At 37.6% G+C, this 19,014-nt stretch carries 15 protein-coding genes; 8 read left to right on the forward strand and 7 right to left on the reverse strand.

Annotation, left to right across the window (positions count from 1 at the left end; translation table 11 throughout):
- Positions 1-51: 51 nt before the first annotated feature.
- Positions 52-612: a hypothetical protein gene (locus tag CIB29_RS01390; RefSeq protein WP_094546049.1), complete on the reverse strand. Its 561-nt coding sequence runs from the start codon at positions 610-612 to the stop codon at positions 52-54.
- 373 nt (positions 613-985) lie between these two features.
- On the opposite strand from CIB29_RS01390, the gene CIB29_RS01395 reads away from it, so the two are divergent.
- Positions 986-1,198 carry a hypothetical protein gene (locus CIB29_RS01395; RefSeq protein ID WP_094546051.1) on the forward strand — a complete coding sequence of 71 codons (213 nt, stop codon included), beginning with the start codon at positions 986-988 and terminating at the stop codon, positions 1,196-1,198.
- A gap of 114 nt (positions 1,199-1,312) precedes the next feature.
- On the opposite strand, the gene xylB is transcribed toward CIB29_RS01395, so the two are convergent.
- The 6 genes from xylB to CIB29_RS01425 form a co-directional block, all read right to left on the reverse strand.
- On the reverse strand, positions 1,313-2,848 hold the full coding sequence (gene xylB / locus CIB29_RS01400) for a xylulokinase (protein WP_094546053.1): 1,536 nt from the start codon (positions 2,846-2,848) through the stop codon (positions 1,313-1,315).
- A 29-nt stretch (positions 2,849-2,877) separates the two neighbouring features.
- Positions 2,878-4,056, reverse strand: a complete 1,179-nt coding sequence (locus tag CIB29_RS01405) for an ROK family transcriptional regulator (RefSeq protein WP_094546055.1) — start codon at positions 4,054-4,056, stop codon at positions 2,878-2,880.
- Between the two features lie 16 nt (positions 4,057-4,072).
- On the reverse strand, positions 4,073-5,392 hold the full coding sequence (xylA, locus tag CIB29_RS01410; protein ID WP_094546057.1) for a xylose isomerase: 1,320 nt from the start codon (positions 5,390-5,392) through the stop codon (positions 4,073-4,075).
- A gap of 416 nt (positions 5,393-5,808) precedes the next feature.
- The gene (locus CIB29_RS01415; RefSeq protein WP_094546059.1) at positions 5,809-7,302 is read right to left on the reverse strand and encodes a UxaA family hydrolase; all 1,494 of its coding nucleotides are present in this window, start codon (positions 7,300-7,302) and stop codon (positions 5,809-5,811) included.
- Positions 7,299-8,831 (reverse strand): tagaturonate reductase, encoded by a 1,533-nt coding sequence (locus tag CIB29_RS01420; RefSeq protein WP_094546061.1) that lies wholly within the window; start codon positions 8,829-8,831, stop codon positions 7,299-7,301. Before CIB29_RS01420 ends, CIB29_RS01415 begins: the two co-directional genes overlap by 4 nt.
- Positions 8,832-8,878: 47 nt before the next feature.
- Complete coding sequence (locus CIB29_RS01425; protein ID WP_094546063.1) at positions 8,879-9,868, reverse strand: LacI family DNA-binding transcriptional regulator; 990 nt, start codon at positions 9,866-9,868, stop codon at positions 8,879-8,881.
- 231 nt (positions 9,869-10,099) lie between these two features.
- On the opposite strand from CIB29_RS01425, the gene CIB29_RS01430 reads away from it, so the two are divergent.
- The 7 genes from CIB29_RS01430 to CIB29_RS01460 all read left to right on the forward strand — a co-directional run bounded on the left by CIB29_RS01430 (position 10,100) and on the right by CIB29_RS01460 (position 19,014).
- Positions 10,100-11,350, forward strand: coding sequence for a glucuronate isomerase (locus tag CIB29_RS01430; RefSeq protein ID WP_094546065.1), 1,251 nt, complete (start codon positions 10,100-10,102; stop codon positions 11,348-11,350).
- Positions 11,351-11,435: 85 nt separating this feature from the next.
- Positions 11,436-11,816 carry a VOC family protein gene (locus CIB29_RS01435; protein ID WP_157910177.1) on the forward strand — a complete coding sequence of 127 codons (381 nt, stop codon included), beginning with the start codon at positions 11,436-11,438 and terminating at the stop codon, positions 11,814-11,816.
- A 470-nt stretch (positions 11,817-12,286) separates the two neighbouring features.
- Positions 12,287-13,693, forward strand: a complete 1,407-nt coding sequence (ltrA, locus tag CIB29_RS01440) for a group II intron reverse transcriptase/maturase (protein ID WP_094546069.1) — start codon at positions 12,287-12,289, stop codon at positions 13,691-13,693.
- Positions 13,694-13,973: 280 nt separating this feature from the next.
- Positions 13,974-14,993, forward strand: coding sequence for a LacI family DNA-binding transcriptional regulator (locus tag CIB29_RS01445; protein ID WP_094546071.1), 1,020 nt, complete (start codon positions 13,974-13,976; stop codon positions 14,991-14,993).
- Between the two features lie 74 nt (positions 14,994-15,067).
- Positions 15,068-15,895, forward strand: coding sequence for a 5-dehydro-4-deoxy-D-glucuronate isomerase (gene kduI / locus CIB29_RS01450; RefSeq protein WP_094546073.1), 828 nt, complete (start codon positions 15,068-15,070; stop codon positions 15,893-15,895).
- 31 nt (positions 15,896-15,926) lie between these two features.
- The gene (gene kduD, locus CIB29_RS01455) at positions 15,927-16,688 is read left to right on the forward strand and encodes a 2-dehydro-3-deoxy-D-gluconate 5-dehydrogenase KduD (protein ID WP_094546075.1); all 762 of its coding nucleotides are present in this window, start codon (positions 15,927-15,929) and stop codon (positions 16,686-16,688) included.
- Positions 16,689-16,893: 205 nt separating this feature from the next.
- Positions 16,894-19,014, forward strand: a complete 2,121-nt coding sequence (locus CIB29_RS01460; protein WP_094546077.1) for a glutamine synthetase III family protein — start codon at positions 16,894-16,896, stop codon at positions 19,012-19,014.

Consider the following 19,014-nt stretch of genomic DNA (forward strand, 5'->3'; position numbering starts at 1 on the left):
TTTTAGTTTTCAGGAAATAGAGGAGGGGTTTTTATTATATTGTCTGCTGCATTACCTCATTTTATATTTAGTGTAAATTTTATCTGTAATATCATTTCCCTGTTTATCAATGAGGATTATTTTATCAAGCATCATATTCATTGAATCATCTGTAATCATCTTGTGGTATATAAAATATTCATCTTCAACAGGAATTGAAAAAGTATAATTATTATTCTCTAAAACAAGGTCTATTCGTTTAATTTTTTTATTATAGTTTCTTCCAATAATTGTTAGGTATCTAGCTTTATTAGTTTTTAATATTCTTCTTCTAATAAAATTTGTTCCGTATCCAGTGCTAAGGATTTTATATTTTCCGTTAATTCCTCTTATAAATTCAGCTTCACCTATATTGTTATTCAATTCAAAAACTACAAGTTTTTTATTGTCTATATCAGTAACTTTGTGTATGTTTATTAGACCATTAATATTTTTTGTACTCAAAAATCCTTCAATACTTTCTTCTATACTCTGTATATTTGACGTAACAGTGAACTCTTTTGTTATAATAACGCTTATCAATGAAAATATTATAAAGAAACCAATTATAAGATGATAAGCCGATTTTTTCAAACTATCTCACTCCTTTTAATAATAAGTCTATTATATATGACTATAACAAAAAGGAAAATGTTACATTTTTTAAAGATTTTATTATTCTCTTAAATTTGTATGCAAATAAATAGTCTTATAACTCAAATACTGTTATATAGCACTGCTGACCCACTTGATATCAAGTGGGAAGTTATTGCTACAAGCGGTTTTGAAGGATTGATATATATTTTCCCATAATTTATTTACTCAAACTTCGCACCTATAAATGTGCTATCGAATCTTGAAAATTCAACACTTTAAGACAATTATATATAACAAAATCCTCATAATTGTGGTATGATGTAATTGCTAAATAACAACATAAATTTCACAACTAGGAGGACTTGCTACTATGAACAATATACCACAAACCAATGAAAATGAAAAGCAAATTATGCATTCCGTTTGTGTCAAGTACAAGTTTGGGAGGATGACAGTGGATGACAGGGGACGGTTCTGTGTCACCTTCGTAATTATCTGTATTATAGAGCCTAAATATAAGCATTATATTACGAATGATTCATATATTTATTATTATTTAGAAGAGGATAAAAAATTAGATTAATAAAAGGAATAGGTAAACGTAAAAGACCTATTCCTTTTATTGTGATTCCATATGCAAGTTGCAAAAAAAAGGGGGGATCATCTAGTTCCTCTTAATGATAGAAATTTTATCATATTATTTAGTGTTAATTATTTCAGATATCGTTTTAAACTGATCTTTTAATGCCCGATATAGATTTCCATATACTTGATAATATTTATTATAGATTGATACGTTTTCTGCAATTGGCGATTGGGTGTTAACTCTCTTTATTGCTGCTTCACAAGCTTCGGGTACGCTGGAATAAATACCTGCTCCTACACCGGCCAGCAGGGCTACACCAAGTGCCGGGCCTTCGCTGGAATTTATGGTTACGATGTCGGCGTTAAACATGTCTGCCTGCATCTGTTTCCAGAGTTTGCTCTTTCCGCCGCCGCCGGAAGCTCTGACTTCATTTACCTCTATACCCATTCCTTTGATAATTTCCATACAGTCCTTCAAGCTGTAGCTAACACCTTCCATAACTGCCCGTAACATGTCTCTGCGGGTATGGCGGGCTGATAAACCGAAGAATACACCTTTAGCATCAGGGTCAAGATGTGGTGTCCTTTCACCCATCAGGTAGGGGAGATACAGCAGTCCATCACAGCCGGGTTTTACCTTATCCGCTTGTTGGTCCATGAGATAGTATGGATCTACTTCCATTAATTCTGCGGTTTCCTTTTCCGGCATGCAGAAATTATCTCTAAACCATTTAAGGGATAAGCCTGCACCCTGGGTAACGCCCATTACATGCCAGGTATTTGGTACAGCATGACAGAAAGTATGCACCCTGCCATAAGGATCAATGGTTACTTTATCGGTATAAGCAAATACAACGCCTGATGTTCCAATGGTGGAAGAAACAATGCCAGGTTTGACGATACCATTGCCAACAGCCCCGGCAGCCTGATCGCCACCACCGCCGACAACCGGAGTGCCCTCGGCTAAACCTGTCAGTTTTGCAGCTCTGGAAGATACTCTACCGCTTACTTCTTGTGATTCGTATACTTCAGGAAGTAAAACTTTGTCGATTCCCAACCTGGTTAATACTTCATCGCTCCATTTTCTTTCTGCTACGTTCAAGAACTGCATTCCGCTGGCATCAGAAACTTCTGTTGCAAATTCTCCGGTAAGCATAAAACGTATATAATCTTTAGGAAGCAGGATTTTTGTCGCTTTTTCATACAATTCAGGCTCATGATTTTTAACCCACATTACTTTGGAAGCAGTAAAACCGGTTAAGGCAGGGTTGGCAGTAATTTCTATGAGTTTTTCTTTTCCAACTAATTCTGTAATTTGTTCACATTCCTTGCCTGTCCGCTGGTCACACCATATAATGGATGGCCTTAAAACATTATGATCCTTATCCAGTAAAACAAGACCGTGCATTTGTCCGGATAAGCCTATACCCTTAATATCTTCAGCTTTGACCCCGCTCTTATGGATAACTGCTTGAATAGTACTGACAGTTGCATTCCACCAATCTTCCGGGTTTTGTTCTGCCCATCCTACATGGGGTTGATATAGGGGATATTCGCCTAATGCACTGGCTACTGAATTACCCTGGATATCAAATAAGACTGTTTTAGTACCTGAGGTACCAATATCAATACCAAGTAAATATGCCATTGTTTTTCCTCCTCTGAATACTAATTCTCTTATATAATTTTTTCATTTAAGAAAAATAACTTCTGAAGAGGGAGAAGAGAGGCTCCTAAAATAGATGAATCCTCCTTAAGCTTGGATAGCAATATTTTTATATCATCCCTGCCGTAGAAGCTATTCTTAATAAATATCTTTTCTTTTAACGGTTCCAACAGCATATCTTCAAACTGGCTGATTTCACCGCCGATGATTACATAATGAGGATCTAAAACTAAAATAATATTTTGAATGCCAATGGCCAAATAATCTAAATAACTATCCCAGACCTGTTGTGCAAGTATATCATGGTTTTGAAGCAGCACAAGAAAATCTTTAAGGCATGTAATCTTATGTTTGGTCCTGTGGTTATAATCTGCCAGTAGAGCCCTGTCGGAAGCGTATAGCTCCCAGCAGCCATTTTTTCCGCATTTGCATTGTTTACCGCCGGCCACCACAGTCATATGGCCGAATTCACCGGCTCTTTTATTTTTTCCTTTATACAGGTGGTCCTGAATAACAATACCTGCGCCTATTCCGTGAGTAATAGATACGTAAACCAAATTACGCATCTGTTTTGCAATTCCCAGCGTAAGTTCGGCATATGCAGCAGCATTTGCTTCATTTTCGATATAGAGAGGGAAGTGGAGTATATCAGAAAACTGTTTAAAATCAATGTTCTTAACCCCAAGATTCGGAGCTATTTCCAGGACCATTTCTTCTTCATTAACAGTGCCGGGGAGTGAAAAACCAATACCCAGTATCTTTTCCTTCGGGATACTTAATTCAGACATTGCGTTTTCAATAATGGAATGGATGTGCATAATAATTTTATGCACATCTTTAAAGCCATCCGTTTCAAAGGATACATCGTATTTGATTTCCGAATCCAGATCTGTAAGTATAACTCTAACGCTTTCTAAAGAAAAATCAACACCAAAAGAATATCTGGAATGGGGAAGAAAGCGGACTACTACAGGTTTCCTTCCGCCTGTTGAAACAGCTACTCCGGCTTCTTCTACAATGCCTTCTTCAATTAACTCGTTGATATTATTTGTGACAGTAGGAATACTGATTCCTGTTTCCTTTGCGATATCCTGTTTTGTGAGTTCTCTTTTCTTGTACAAAAGATTCAGAATCTTTTTTTTATTGGCATCCTTTATGGTTTCCTGATCTACAATATTTAGTTTTAACATATTTTCACCTTTATCATTACACCTCAAGAATATATTGATTCAAGATAGTTTCTAACATTTCCTGTCTGCCGGAGGTATTTTTGATCTGGCTATTTTCTAATGCATATTTTTCTAATTCTTTAAAGCCTACTTTACCTTCTACGATATCTTTACCGATGCCTTCCCTGTAGCTGCTGTATCTTTCTGCAACAAAGTTTTCGAGTTCCTTGCTTTCAAGTAGTTTGTAAGCAACTTTCAGCCCCCGGGCGAATGCGTCCATACCGGCGATATGGGCGTAGAACAAATCTACAGGCTCAAAAGAAGCTCTTCTTACCTTAGAGTCAAAGTTCAGGCCGCCGGAATGCAGTCCGCCGTTCTTTAATATTTCATACATCGCAAGGGTTGTAGTATATATATCGGTAGGGAATTGGTCAGTATCCCATCCTAACAGCATATCTCCCTGGTTGGCATCAACACTGCCCAACACACCGTTAATTCTTGCAAAATGCAGCTCGTGCTGGAAGGTGTGTCCGGCAAGAGTTGCGTGGTTTGCCTCAATATTCATCTTGAAGTATTTATCTAAACCATATTTTCTTAAGAAACCTAAAACAGTAGCAACATCAAAATCATACTGATGTTTGGTGGGTTCCTTTGGCTTGGGTTCAATTAAAAATTGACCGGTAAATCCGATTTCCTTTGCGTAATCTACCGCCATGTGGAAGAAACGGGCAAGGTTGTCCAATTCCAGACCCATGTCAGTATTCAGAAGAGTTTCATAGCCTTCACGGCCTCCCCAGAATACGTAGTTTTCTCCACCTAATTCTTTGGTTACTTCCATTGCTTTCTTTACCTGCGCTGCGGCATAGGCAAAAACATTAGCATTACATGATGTAGCTGCACCATGTACAAATCTAGGATTGGAGAATAGATTTGCTGTGCCCCACAGCAATTTTATATTGCTTTGCTGCATCAGCTCTTTTATTAATGAAACAATTTCATCCAGATTTTTATTGGTCTCTGCCAATGTGTTTCCTTCCGGGGCAATATCTCTGTCATGGAAACAGAAGAAGGGCATACCTAACTTTTCATTAAATTCAAAAGCAGCCCTTACCCTGGCTTTAGCTAATTCCATAGCGTTAGATGTATTTTCCCAGGGGCGCAACATGGTTCCTGTTCCAAATGGATCGGATCCAGTACCGGTAAAAGTGTGCCAGAAGGCCATGGAGAAACGTAAATGTTCCTTCATGGTTTTATCACCGACTACTTCATCGGGGTTGTAGTACTTGAAAGCCAGCGGGTTTTTAGAGTCTTTTCCTTCATACTGGATTTTTGGAATGTCCTTAAAAAATTCGCGCATCTTTTTGTCCTCCTTATTTAAACTTATAATTATGTTTGCCAATATCATCATATCATATGTCTAAAACTTTTTCAATAGACTTTAAAAAGTGTATTTAAAAAGTGTATTTAAAAAGTTTGCATAATTATTATGAAAATAGTTCAGAGTTTGGAGCTCGGAGAGAGCCGCAAGTTCTAGGTTTGGTGCTATTTTCAGGGATGCGATTTGGGGACGGTTCGAAAACACTGAAAAAGTCCGGTTCAGCAGGAAGAAGGGCTTCGACATGGGGACGGCAGACTGTGTAAAAACCCCATAAATTGGTTAACATAATTTGAAAAAAATAGGTGTGACATGGGGACGGTTCGTCTGTCGAATGCGCTTTTCATGCGACTGAGGAACCGTCCCCATGTCGATGCCCTGACCAATTGAGTATATTTTTACAATATTACGCCATCTTTAAAAATAGATATTTCTCTATAACCGTTTTCTTCATTTCTTGTCTTAATCTCGCCCGAAGCTACTTTTAAAACAAAGTTAAAAAAGTCTTTCTTAACCGTATTCATATCCTTGCCTTCCAGAAGCTGGCCGGCATTATAATCCATCCAATTGCTTTTTCGTTTAAAGAGGTCAGAATTGGTCGCAATCTTGATGGTTGGTACGGGAGCTCCCAAAGGAGTTCCTCTTCCGGTGGTAAAGAGAATTATATGGGCTCCGGCTGCCATGAGTGCGGTACATGCAATAATGTCATTTCCCGGCCCTTTTAAGAGATTTAATCCGGGAATAGATACTTTTTCACCATAGTCCAATACATCTACAACATTTGCTGTACCGCCCTTTTGGGTACAACCCAGAGATTTTTCCTCAAGTGTAGAGATACCGCCTTTTTTATTGCCTGGAGAAGGATTTTCGTAAATCTCCTGGTTATGCTTAATAAAATATTCTTTAAAATTATTGATAAGGTCTACTGTCTTGTTAAAGATTTCTTTATTGATGCACCTATTCATCAGGATGGTTTCTGCGCCAAACATTTCCGGCACTTCGGTTAAGATGGTGGTTCCGCCGTGTCGAATTAACAAATCGGAAAATGCCCCTACCAGGGGATTGCCGGTAATTCCTGAAAAGCCATCTGAGCCGCCGCATTTAAGACCCACTATAAGTTTGGAAGTAGGGCATTCCTGCCGCTTAAAGGTCTGGGCGTATTCTACCAGTTCTCCGATAAGCTTTAAACCTGTTTCAATTTCATCTTCTACTTCCTGGGTTACAAGAAATTTAACTCTTTTGTCATTATATTCACCCAGTACCTTTTTAAATTCAGGAATATTATTATTCTCGCATCCTAAACCCAGCACCAGCACTCCTGCAGCATTAGGGTGTTTTACCATATCTGCCAGGATCTTTTGGGTAGTTAAATGGTCATCGCCCAACTGGGAACACCCGAAAGGGTGTGGAAAAGAGAATATACCATCCGTTTTGCCGGCAAATACTTTGTTTGCTTCCCTTGACAGCAATTCAGCAGTCTTATTTACACATCCTACTGTATTTACTATCCATATTTCATTTCTAACGCCGACATCGCCATTTTCTCTCACATATCCCATGAAACTGTTATTGAAATGAGTATTATCCTGATTTAGTTCAGGAGTATAGGAGTACTCCAGCAAACCCTTTAAATTGGTTTTTATATTATGTGTGTGAATATATTCTCCGGCAGCAATGGCCTGGGTAGCGTGGCCAATAGGGAACCCGTATTTTATAATATTCTCACCTTCGGAAATATCCTGGAAGGCAATTTTATGTCCTTTGTCAATATCTTCTTTAGCTGTAATCTGGAAATCACCTAAAACAACAACTTCCCCTTGTTTAATATCCTCCAGTGCAACAGCGACATTGTCCTTTTCGTGAATTTTGATTAATTTATCGCTTTTAATCATAAATCTCCCTCACTAATTACTTCCTTTATCGCTTCCTTTATCCCTTTCGTCAGGATGCTATATAAATAGTTGGTTACCGCAGCGGTAAATCCTTGAATATTGTCCAAATCAGTTCCCCACATGTCTGTTTTAGCGAGAACGGCTTTTACTAATTTTTTAGTACCTTCTTTACTGCCGTCAAATTCAGACCAGAGGGTTTTAAACATTTCAAGAACAGGCATATCATCGCTGATTTTATATTCATTTCCCGGCCGGCTGCCAATTAATGCGTTATCCCTTATTTCAGTCCCTTTATAGAAAGCTAAAAGTGCAGCTAATGAGAAGGTGAGAACCTTTGGTAATTCGCCTTTTCTGTTCACATATTCCAATATTGAAGGAAGCACTCTTGTTTTAAATTTTGAAGTTGAGTTCAATGATATACTTAATAGGTAGTGCTTGATAAAAGGATTTGCAAATCTTTCAGAAACAGCAGCTGCAAATTCTTCAAGTTCACTTTTTGGCAAATCCAAAGTAGGAATAATTTCTTCAAAAATTCCTTTGTTCATATATTTGCTGATAACTTCGTCATCCATACATTCTTTAACAGTATCTTTACCATAAAGATAAGCAGGCAAAACTGTCATGGTATGTGCTCCATTAAGAATTCGCACTTTTCTTGTCCTGTATGGAGTCATGTCAGCAGTCCATATTACATTTAGGCCGACTTTTGTAAATGGAAGCTCTTCTGCTAATTTTTTATCACCTTCGATAACCCACAAGTGGAAAATCTCGGCAGTGTCCAGAAGATCATCCTGGTATCCCAATTCTTCTGTTAGTTTTTGAACCTCATCTCTCGGATATCCGGTTACAATTCTATCTACTAAAGTATTTAAAAAATAGTTTGCATCTTCCAGCCAGTTAATGAATTCATTTCCTAAATTCCATTCATTTGATAATTGAATTACGATTTTCTTTAGATTATCCCCGTTTCGGTCTATTAATTCACAAGGAATAATGATTAACCCTTTAGCGATGTCGCCATTAAAAGCTTTAAATCTCTTATATAGAAATACGGTCAATTTAGCCGGGAAAGAGGCAGGTGGCTTATCGTCAAATTTATCATCGGCATTATATGCAATTCCTGCTTCAGTTGTATTGGAAATAATGACTCTTAATTCAGGATTTTCTGCACATTTTAAATATTCTTCAAATTGCGTATAAGGATTAATTCCTCTGCTAATAGAAGATATGATTTCCTTGTCTTCTACAACCTTTCCATTTTGAATGCCTCTTAAGAATAATGTGTAAAGGCCGTCCTGCCGGTTAAGCATATCAACCAAGCCATGCTGAATAGGCTGTACAACGGCTACTTTTCCATTAAATAAATTATTTTTATTAAGTTGATGAAACATCCAATCAACAAAACCCCTTAAAAAGTTGCCTTCACCAAATTGTAAAACTTTTTCCGGCAAATTTTCATTAGGACTAACCTTTAAATCCTCAGGAAAATTAAAAGCACTTTTTAACAGTTGATTATTTAACTTTTCCATAAGCGTACCTCCATAAAGTTATTTTAGTTAGACAATTGTCAATTCATTTACGTGCTGTTCCTGATTACCAGATCCGGCATAATGACTGTTTTAAATGGCACATTTCTACCTTCAAAAACATCGTTTAATATCCTGACTGCTCCTGTCCCCATGGTTTCCATTTTATTATCCACCGAAGTAAGTTCCGGCGTGCAGCATTGTGCAATGACAGAATTATTGAAACCAATTACGGCAACATCGGATGGGATGTTTTTATGAATCTCCTGTAATTTTTTGATAGCACCTACAGCGGTAATATCTTCTCCGGCAATGATGGCGGAAAACTTTTGCTGGGAAGTTATAAGTTGTTCAACAGCCTGATACCCGCCGCGTATTCCTCTTTCGATTCTAAGAATAGAGGAAGGTTTAAGTTCTAATTGGTTTTTAGCCATTCCAATTTTAAATCCTTCCATCTTAGATTGTGCACTATAAGTTTGAGCATCTTGCAGATATATAATTTCTTTGTATCCCTTTTTGCATAAATAATCTACACACATGGAAATGCCATAACTGTCATCACAAATAATAGAATAGATATTATCCGCTTCAAGAAATCCGTTTACCATTACAATAGGCAAACTTTTAGCAATCTGAGATATAGCCTTATCAATATTTTTGTCTCTAAAGACCGACCCAACCAAAATAAGGCCGTCTACCTTTTTTTCAGAAAGCATCCTCATATACTTGATTTTTTCCTGACTATCTCCACCGGTGTTGCAAAGGATGACATTATAACCTAATTTGCTAAATTCCTGTTCAATAGTATAGGCTACATTTGCGTAGTAGAAGTCACGAATATCAATAGTGAGGACGCCAACAGTTTTCATTGACTTAACTACAAGCCCCCGGGCAATAGCGTTTGGTGTGTAATCATATCTTTCTAAAATTTGATTCACTTTCTCCTTGGTTTTCTGACTTACCTGGGGACTGTTATTAAGTACTCTTGAAACAGTAGCTATAGATACACCTGCTTCACGTGCTATGTCGTAAATGTTCATAATTATCACCATTCATATATTGAAAGCGCTTACAATTTTATTATAATGATATTAATTGGAAGTTGTCAAGAACAAAATTAACTACGTCAATTTGTTCTTTGCATTTTTTTTACCGTTGTATATTGAAAATAACAAATCAATATAGTATAATATCCTTGGAAGATTTGAAAGCGCTTACAATCGTGTTAAAGTTCCAAATCTTTAAAAATATGGGAAAGGAGATTATAGAAGATGGTAATTAGAAACACTTATGAATTAAGGAAAGCAGTGGATAAGGCAGTTGATAATGTTCAAGTTACTGATATACATACCCATTTGTTTACTACGGATTTTGGTGATTTATTATTATGGGGTGTAGATGAACTGGTAACTTATCATTATCTTATTGCAGAAACAATGCGTTGGGTGGATATTTCTTATGACGAGTATTGGGCGATGTCCAAACAGGAACAGGCTGATTTGATTTGGGATACATTATTTATAAAGAATTCTCCATATAGTGAGGCCTGCAGAGGTGTGCTTACTGTATTGGAAAAGTTGGGATTAGATATTGCAAGCCGTGATTTAAATGCTTTTAGAGAATATTTTAAAAATATGACTGTAGAACAATATATTGATAAGGTTCTTGAAGTTGCAGGCGTAAAAAACCTTGTGATGACCAATGACCCTTTTGAAGATTCTGAAAGAAAGACTTGGTTAGGAAACTACAAAGGAGATGAAAGATTTAAAGCAGCTTTAAGAATTGACCCGTTATTGAACGCCTGGGATATTAATTATAAGAGATTAAAAGAGTGGGGATATGACGTTTATCAAGAATTAACAGAATCAACTTTAAAAGAAATTCGCCGTTTCTTAAATGACTGGATTGATAGAATGAATCCGGTATATATGGCTGCTTCATTGCCACCTGCTTTTGTAGTACCAGAAGATTCAGCAAGATCGAGAATTGTTGAAGAATGTATCATTCCTGTTTCAAGAGAAAGAAATGTTCCTTTTGCAATGATGATAGGGGTTAAAAAACTAACCAATCCCTATTTACGAGTTGCGGGGGATAGTGTAGGTAAAAGTGATATCAGTACTGTAGAATACTTATGTGCGAAATATCCAAAGAATAAGTTTCTGGTAACAATGCTTGCGAGGGAAAATCAGCATGAATTATGTGTAGCTGCCAGAAAATTCAGAAACTTACTGGTATTTGGCTGCTGGTGGTTCCTAAATAATCCAAGCTTGATAGAAGAAATGACAAGAATGAGATTTGAACTTCTCGGCCCAAGTGTTATTCCTCAGCATTCAGACGCAAGAGTCCTTGACCAGTTAATTTATAAATGGTCTCATTCCAGAAAAATTATTGCTGATGTATTATTTGACAAATATAGTGATATTCTTGCCACAGGCTGGATTATAAAAGAAGATGAAATTATACGGGACGTTGAAAAAATATTTGGCGGAAACTTCTGGAGTTTCCTTGAAAGACAATTTTAATGGAGGGTAATGGGCGGGAGTTCTGCAATATAGAACTCCCAACTCCTGGCTCTAAGTTTCAAACTAATAATAAGGAGGAATCATCGTGATAAAAGGAATTGAGCATGTTGCTATTTTTGCAAAGGACACTGCTGCTCTAAAGGATTGGTACATAAAAATGTTTGAATTTAGAGTGGTATACGACAATGGAAAAGGTACCTATTTCCTTATGGCACCGGATGGAGCGATGATTGAGTTTGTAAAAACAGGAGAAAATGGAGGCGTAGTAGGAGACAAGGTAAGTGGTATCAGACACCTTGCATTGTCGGTTGATAACTTTGAAGAAATGGTTGATAAATTGTTGGCAGAAAAAGTTGAGGTTGTTTCTGAACCTGCAGTTTCCGCTGCCGGAATAAAGACATTCTTCTTTAGAGACCCTGAAGGCAATGTTTTGCACTTAATTTATAGACCTCAGCCTCTTGCATAATTCCCTGATATAAAAATAGTACTGTAATTTTTTACGGTACTGTTTTTTAGTGCGCCCGGCATGGGCGATAACTAGGCGGTGAAAGTCCGCTGTGGGCTTGGTAGTGGGAACCACTAGCTGAACCGCAAGGGTGTCCATCGCGAGGTGGAATCTGAAGGAAGTGGTAGGCAAAATCTCGGTCTGATGAACAAAAACCAGATAAGAGGCTGAATTGGGGCGGACGAGTTTGCTAAACAAAACGAAGTCCAACACTACCCGAACTCCATACAGTAAATCTGGCAGATAGACGAGATGAAGGTTATCGTTCTTACCCGGGGAGGTCTCAAGGACGAGTCATTAAAGTGAACTCCGAAATGACAACCCATACAGTGATGTATGGCTGAACCTTGAGAAGTCAGCAGAGGTCATAGTACTTATCTAGTCATGAATAGATAAGGAAGGACCGAACATTAGGAGGTTTTGGAAATCTTATGAACTCGAAAGATATGCAAAGACTGCAGACAACTCAACAAAGAGGCTATCCGCTCAATCAAGAAATGGAATTTCAAGAGACAGCGGAAGTGCATAGTATATCATCGGCGTCAAAAGATAGAAGAAACAATGTACAAAGATACACCAGTAATCTGCTTGAAATGATACTAGACCGAGAAAACATGAAAGAAGCATACAAGCGAGTAGTTGCAAATAAAGGAAGCCATGGAGTCGATGGGATGGAAGTAGATGAACTTCTACCGTATCTCAAAGAAAACTGGCCGACCATAAAGCAACAATTACTGGAAGGAAAGTATAAACCACAACCAGTGCTGAGAGTAGAAATACCAAAACCAGATGGAGGAACAAGACTACTAGGAATACCTACAGTACTAGACAGACTAATACAACAAGCAATAGCCCAAATACTAAGTGGAATATACGACCATACATTCTCGGAAAATAGCTATGGATTCAGACCAGGACGCAGTGCAAAAGATGCAGTAACAGCCGCAGAAGTATATATAAACGAAGGATGCACATGGGTAGTAGATATAGACTTAGAAAAGTTCTTTGACAGAGTAAACCACGACATACTGATGACTAAATTAGAAAAGCGGATAGGAGACAAAAGAGTACTGAAGCTGATACGAAGATACTTAGAATCAGGAGTAATGATAAATGGAATCAAAGTAGCAACAGAAGAAGGGACACCACAAGGAGGGCCATTAAGTCCGCTATTAGCAAACATAATGTTAGATGAACTAGACAAAGAACTAGAAAGAAGAGGGCATAAATTCTGTCGGTATGCAGATGATTGCAACATATACGTAAAAAGCAGGTCAGCAGGAAACAGAGTAATGAAAAGCATAAAGAAATTCATAGAAACCAAATTAAAACTAAAAGTCAATGAAGCAAAAAGTGCTGTAGATAGACCATGGAAAAGAAAGTTCTTAGGATTCTCGTTTTACACAAAAGAAAACGAAGTAAGAATAAGAATCCATGAAAAATCCATCAAAAGGCTTAAGGAAAAAGTAAGAGAAATAACCAATCGAAACAAGGGAATAAGTATGGAATATAGAATACGTAGATTGAATCAGATAACGACAGGATGGGTTAACTACTTTGGATTAGCAGATGCGAAAAGAATAATGAAAGCCCTTGACGAATGGATAAGGCGTAGACTAAGAGCATGTATATGGAAACAATGGAAGAAGATAAAAACAAAATACGATAATCTAGTAAAATTAGGATTAGAAAAACAGAAAGCCTGGATATACGCTAATACGAGAAAAGGCTACTGGAGAATATCCAATAGCCAAATACTCAATATGACTCTTACAAATAAATACTTCGAAGACATAGGTTACAAGAGTTTATCAAAGAGGTATCTAATTGTACATTAAATCTTAATGAACCGCCGTATACCGAACGGTACGTACGGTGGTGTGAGAGGACGCTGAATAAAATAATTATTCAGCTTCTACTCGATTTTAATTTAAGAAAACAGCAGATTTGATTTATTGTCAAGCTGCTTGAGTGGTTAAAGAATATTTTCTAACAAAACTATTCATACAAAATTCGAAAATTAGCAGGAATTTTTAAATACATGTAGAATATAATATCATATAAGTGGAATAAAAGTATCACTTATATGATATTTTTGTTGGTGCAGGAGGAAGTTAAGTGGCAACCATTGATGATATAGTTAAAGTATCGGGAGTATCCAGAAGTACAGTATTTAGATTTTTAAATGGCAGTAATGTTCGCGCAGAAGCAAAAAAGGCAATTATTCAGGCGATGGAACAATTGAATTATAAAACGGATGCCATCTATAAACAGCAAAATATAGTAATTGAAATAAGCACCTCAAACAATTTTGAATCTTTTAAAGGCTTCACCGAAGTAGTGCAGGGAATTGCTCAAAGAGCAGATGAAAAAGGAGTAAGAGTTCATTTGGTACGAAGAACCGGAGAGCAAATTATTCATGACTATACACGCTGGAATATGGGTGAAAAGTTAAAGGGTGTCATTGTTATTGGGAAAAACATAGAAGACGAGCAAAGAGAAGCAGAAATGTTGCTTGCTAAAGGAATTCCTCATGTTTTTGTGAACAGAGTGATGGATGATCCGGCCATCAGTTATGTTGCGGTAGATTTAAAGCAGGCAGCTTATGAAATGGTTAGTTATCTTATACAAAAGGGTCATAGAAATATTGCGGTGTGTGGAAATCCTCAAAAATTTAAAGTAGATAGGGATAAACTGGAGGGTTATAAAAAAGCGTTGCAAGAAAATGAAATAAAAGTGTCAAACAAGTATTATTATGAAGTAGAGACACCGGACGAATGGGAAAACAGTTTGAGAAAAATGTTTTCCAAAGAATGTATGCCTACAGCATATTTCGCGATTTGTGATTCCCATGCAATGAAATTTATTCATATAGCTCAATCACAAGGATATAAAGTTCCGGAGGATATTGCTGTAGTTGGCATGGATGATGTGGAAACTGCCCAGTATTTTAAGCCTGCGTTAACCACCGTACATGTACCATTTAAAAAGATGGGAACTGTTGCAGTGGATAATTTATTGCAATTGATAACTGACGATGAAGTGTCATGTATAAAGACTATAATCAAACATAAACTGATGATACGGGAATCATGTGGTAAAAAGCCCGGAAGCCGGAGTTTTGAGTTGGGAGAATAATTATCTTAAGCGTTTGTTGCAGCTGATTTAAGCAGCTGTTAAATAAAAAAATATTTATCAGGGGGTTTTGAATTATGGAAATTAGATATGCTGCAAATCCGACAGATGCAAAAAACTATACTACTGAAAGACTTCGTCAAGACTTTTTAATTCAAGGATTGTTTATTCCTGGAGAAATCAAGATGGTATACAGCCACGTGGACAGAATTATTGTTGGAGGCGTTTGTCCTACCCAGCCTATTAAGCTGGAAGCAGGCAAGGAAATAGGTGCTGATTATTTCCTTGAAAGAAGGGAAATCGGTATTATCAATATAGGGGCTAAGGGTATTGTTACGGTTGATGGTACAGAATATACTCTCGAAGCAAGAGATGGCCTATATATTGGTATGGGGGCAAAGGATGTTGTATTCTCCAGTGCTGATAGCAGTAACCCTGCAAAATTCTATTTTAACAGTGCACCGGCCCATACTAGCTATCCAACAGTTAAAATTGAGATTAGCAATGCGAATCCTATTCATCTTGGTTCACTGGAAGAATCAAACAAAAGAACAATTTACCAATATGTCCATCCGAAGGTTCTAAAAAGCTGCCAGCTCTTGATGGGTATGACAGTACTGGAGCCTAACAATGTATGGAATACCATGCCATGTCATACCCATGACCGCAGAATGGAAGTGTATTTGTATTTTGATATGCCTGAAGAAGCTGTTGTATTCCATTTAATGGGAGAGCCTAATGAAACAAGACATATCGTAATGAGAAATGAAGAAGCTGTTATTTCTCCAAGCTGGTCTATTCATTCCGGGGTAGGTACCAGAAATTACACATTTATCTGGGGAATGGTTGGAGAAAATCAAACATTCACGGATATGGACGCTGTACCGATGAATGAGTTGAAGTAAAGATACAGGCTATAAAATTGGAGGTAGGAAAATGATACTAGAAAAATTTAATCTTTCCGGTAAAGTAGCAATTGTAACTGGTGCAAGCAAAGGATTGGGCCAGAGAATGGCTCTTGCACTTGCAGATGCCGGTGCGGATATTGTAGGGGTTAGCTCTGGGAGTATGTCTGAGACAAAGGAAAAAGTGGAGGGCATAGGGCGAAGGTTTCTAGAATTAAGAGCTAACTTGTTAAGTATAGAGCCCATACAAGAAATCATTGATAAAACTGTAGAAAACTTTGGAAAGATTGATATATTAATAAACAATGCAGGGATCATCAGAAGAGCTGATGCAATTGAGTTTACTGAAAAAGACTGGGATGACGTCATGAATATTAATTTAAAAACGCTTTTCTTCTTCAGTCAGGCTGTTGCAAAGCAATATATTAAACAAGGAACAGGCGGTAAAATTATTAATATTGCATCCATGCTTTCCTTCCAAGGAGGAATTCGGGTACCTTCCTACACAGCAAGTAAGAGTGGTGTAATGGGGATTACCCGCTTGTTGGCCAATGAATGGGCTAAATACAATATTAATGTTAATGCCATTGCACCGGGATATATGGTTACAGATAATACTGCACCTTTGAGAGCAGATGAAGAAAGGAACAAAGCAATTTTAGACAGAATTCCGGCTGGAAGATGGGGGTTGCCGGAAGACCTGGAGGGACCGGTTGTATTTCTCGCATCAGATGCATCTAATTATGTGAATGGGTATACTATTGCAGTAGATGGTGGATGGCTGGCGAGGTAGTAAAGATTAGGGAAGACTTTTTAAAATAAAATTTTATAAAATTTATCTTGCATTTTTAAGAGAAACATAGTATTATCTTAAATAAGAAAATAAATTTTAAATCGAAACAATGGCGTTTCTAAAACATGTATGTTTATATATGTTTTAATGAGGCGCTTTTTGCTTTTTTATAGAGTTTAATAAAAAGAAAGGGGTAAAACCAACTATGAAATGTGAGGCTGCTAAATTAACTGATGTATTTGGTTCTAATGTATTTAACGATGCTGTAATGAGAGAACGTCTTCCAAAAGCGACATATAAAGCTTTGAAAAAGACTATTGATGAAGGATTGCCTTTAGACCCTGCAGTTGCAGAAGTAGTAGCAAGTGCTATGAAAGACTGGGCGATTGAAAAAGGTGCAACCCATTATACCCACTGGTTCCAACCGATGACAGGGGTGACCGCTGAGAAACATGACTCTTTCATATCTCCAACTGCTGAAGGTAAAGTGATAATGGAATTCTCCGGTAAAGAACTTATCAAAGGAGAGCCTGATGCGTCCTCTTTTCCATCCGGGGGATTAAGAGCAACTTTTGAAGCAAGAGGATATACTACCTGGGATTGTACTTCTCCTGCTTTCTTAAAAGAAGATGCGGCAGGCGTGACGCTTTGCATCCCTACTGCTTTCTGTTCCTATACTGGAGAAGCTTTGGATAAGAAAACACCTCTTTTACGTTCTATGGAAGCCTTATCAAAGCAAGCGCTTCGTGTTTTGAGATTATTTGGCAATACTACTGCAACAAGGGTTATCAGTACTGTTGGGCCTGAACAGGAATATTTCCTTGTAGATAGAGAACTTTATAATAAAAGAAAAGACCTTGTATTCACCGGACGTACTTTATTCGGTGCTAAGCCTCCAAAAGGTCAAGAATTGGAAGACCACTATTTTGGAACACTTAAGGAAAGAATTTCTGCTTTCATGAAAGAGTTAAATATCGAACTCTGGAAACTGGGGGTATCTGCAAAAACTCAACACAACGAAGTTGCTCCCGCACAGCATGAAATCGCTCCTATTTTTTCCACTACCAATATTGCTACTGATCATAACCAGTTGACGATGGAAATGTTAAAAAAGGTGGCGGCAAGACATGGACTAGCCTGCTTACTGCATGAAAAGCCATTTGCAGGAATTAATGGTTCGGGAAAACATAATAACTGGTCCATGAGCACTAATGATGGCCAGAACCTGTTGGATCCCGGTCATACCCCTCATGAGAATGCACAATTTCTTGTATTCCTTTGTGCCGTCATTAAAGCGATTGATGATTATGCTGAATTACTTAGAGTATCTGCTGCAAACCCGGGAAATGACCACAGATTGGGTGCAAATGAAGCGCCGCCGGCTATCATTTCCGTTTTCCTCGGTGAACAGTTGACAGATATATTAGAACAATTAGAAGTTGCAGGTACAGCAAAATCTTCTAAACAGGGCGGAGAATTAAAGATTGGTGTTTCTACACTTCCTGCATTGCCAAAAGATACTACTGACAGAAACAGGACATCCCCGTTTGCCTTTACCGGTAACAAATTTGAATTTAGAATGGTGCCTTCTTCCGCTTCTATTTCCGGTCCAAACGTGGTACTCAATACGATAGTGGCGGAAACATTGTGTCAGATTGCAGACAGACTGGAAGGTGCCAGTGACTTTAACGCGGAAGTTCAAGCCCTCCTGAAAGAAATTGTTGTAAACCATAAGAGAGTTATTTTCAATGGTAATGGATATTCTGAAGAGTGGGTAGAAGAGGCAGAAAGAAGAGGACTGCCTAATATTAAATCTACTGTTGAAGCTATACCCTATTTAATTAGTGAGAAGTCAATAAAACTCTTTGAGAAACATAAGGTATTTAGCAGTACAGAATTGCATTCACGTTATGAAATACATTTAGAAAACTATATCAAGCAGATTAATATTGAAGCTTTGACCATGCTTGATATGGCGAAGCGACAGATATTACCTGCTGTGGTTAAGTACACAAATGAATTAGCTTCTTCCATAAATGCAGTTAAGGCTGCAGGAGTAGATGCTGATATAAGCGTTCAGGAAGAAATGCTGCGTGAAGTTTCTGCAACACTGGTATCTTTCAAAAAGAATATTGCAACGTTAGAAAAAGTTACTGCTGAAGCTGCAAATATGCACGGAGATACTTATAAACAGGCTTGCTTCTATAGAGATGAAGTGTTCGCTGCAATGGGCAGACTAAGAGTTGACGGCGATAAACTAGAAACTCTGGTGGATGCAGCGCTGTGGCCAATGCCAACATATGCCGAATTGCTGTTTTATGTATAA

It is taken from the genome of Petroclostridium xylanilyticum (assembly GCF_002252565.1).
Lineage (GTDB): Bacteria > Bacillota > Clostridia > SK-Y3 > SK-Y3 > Petroclostridium > Petroclostridium xylanilyticum.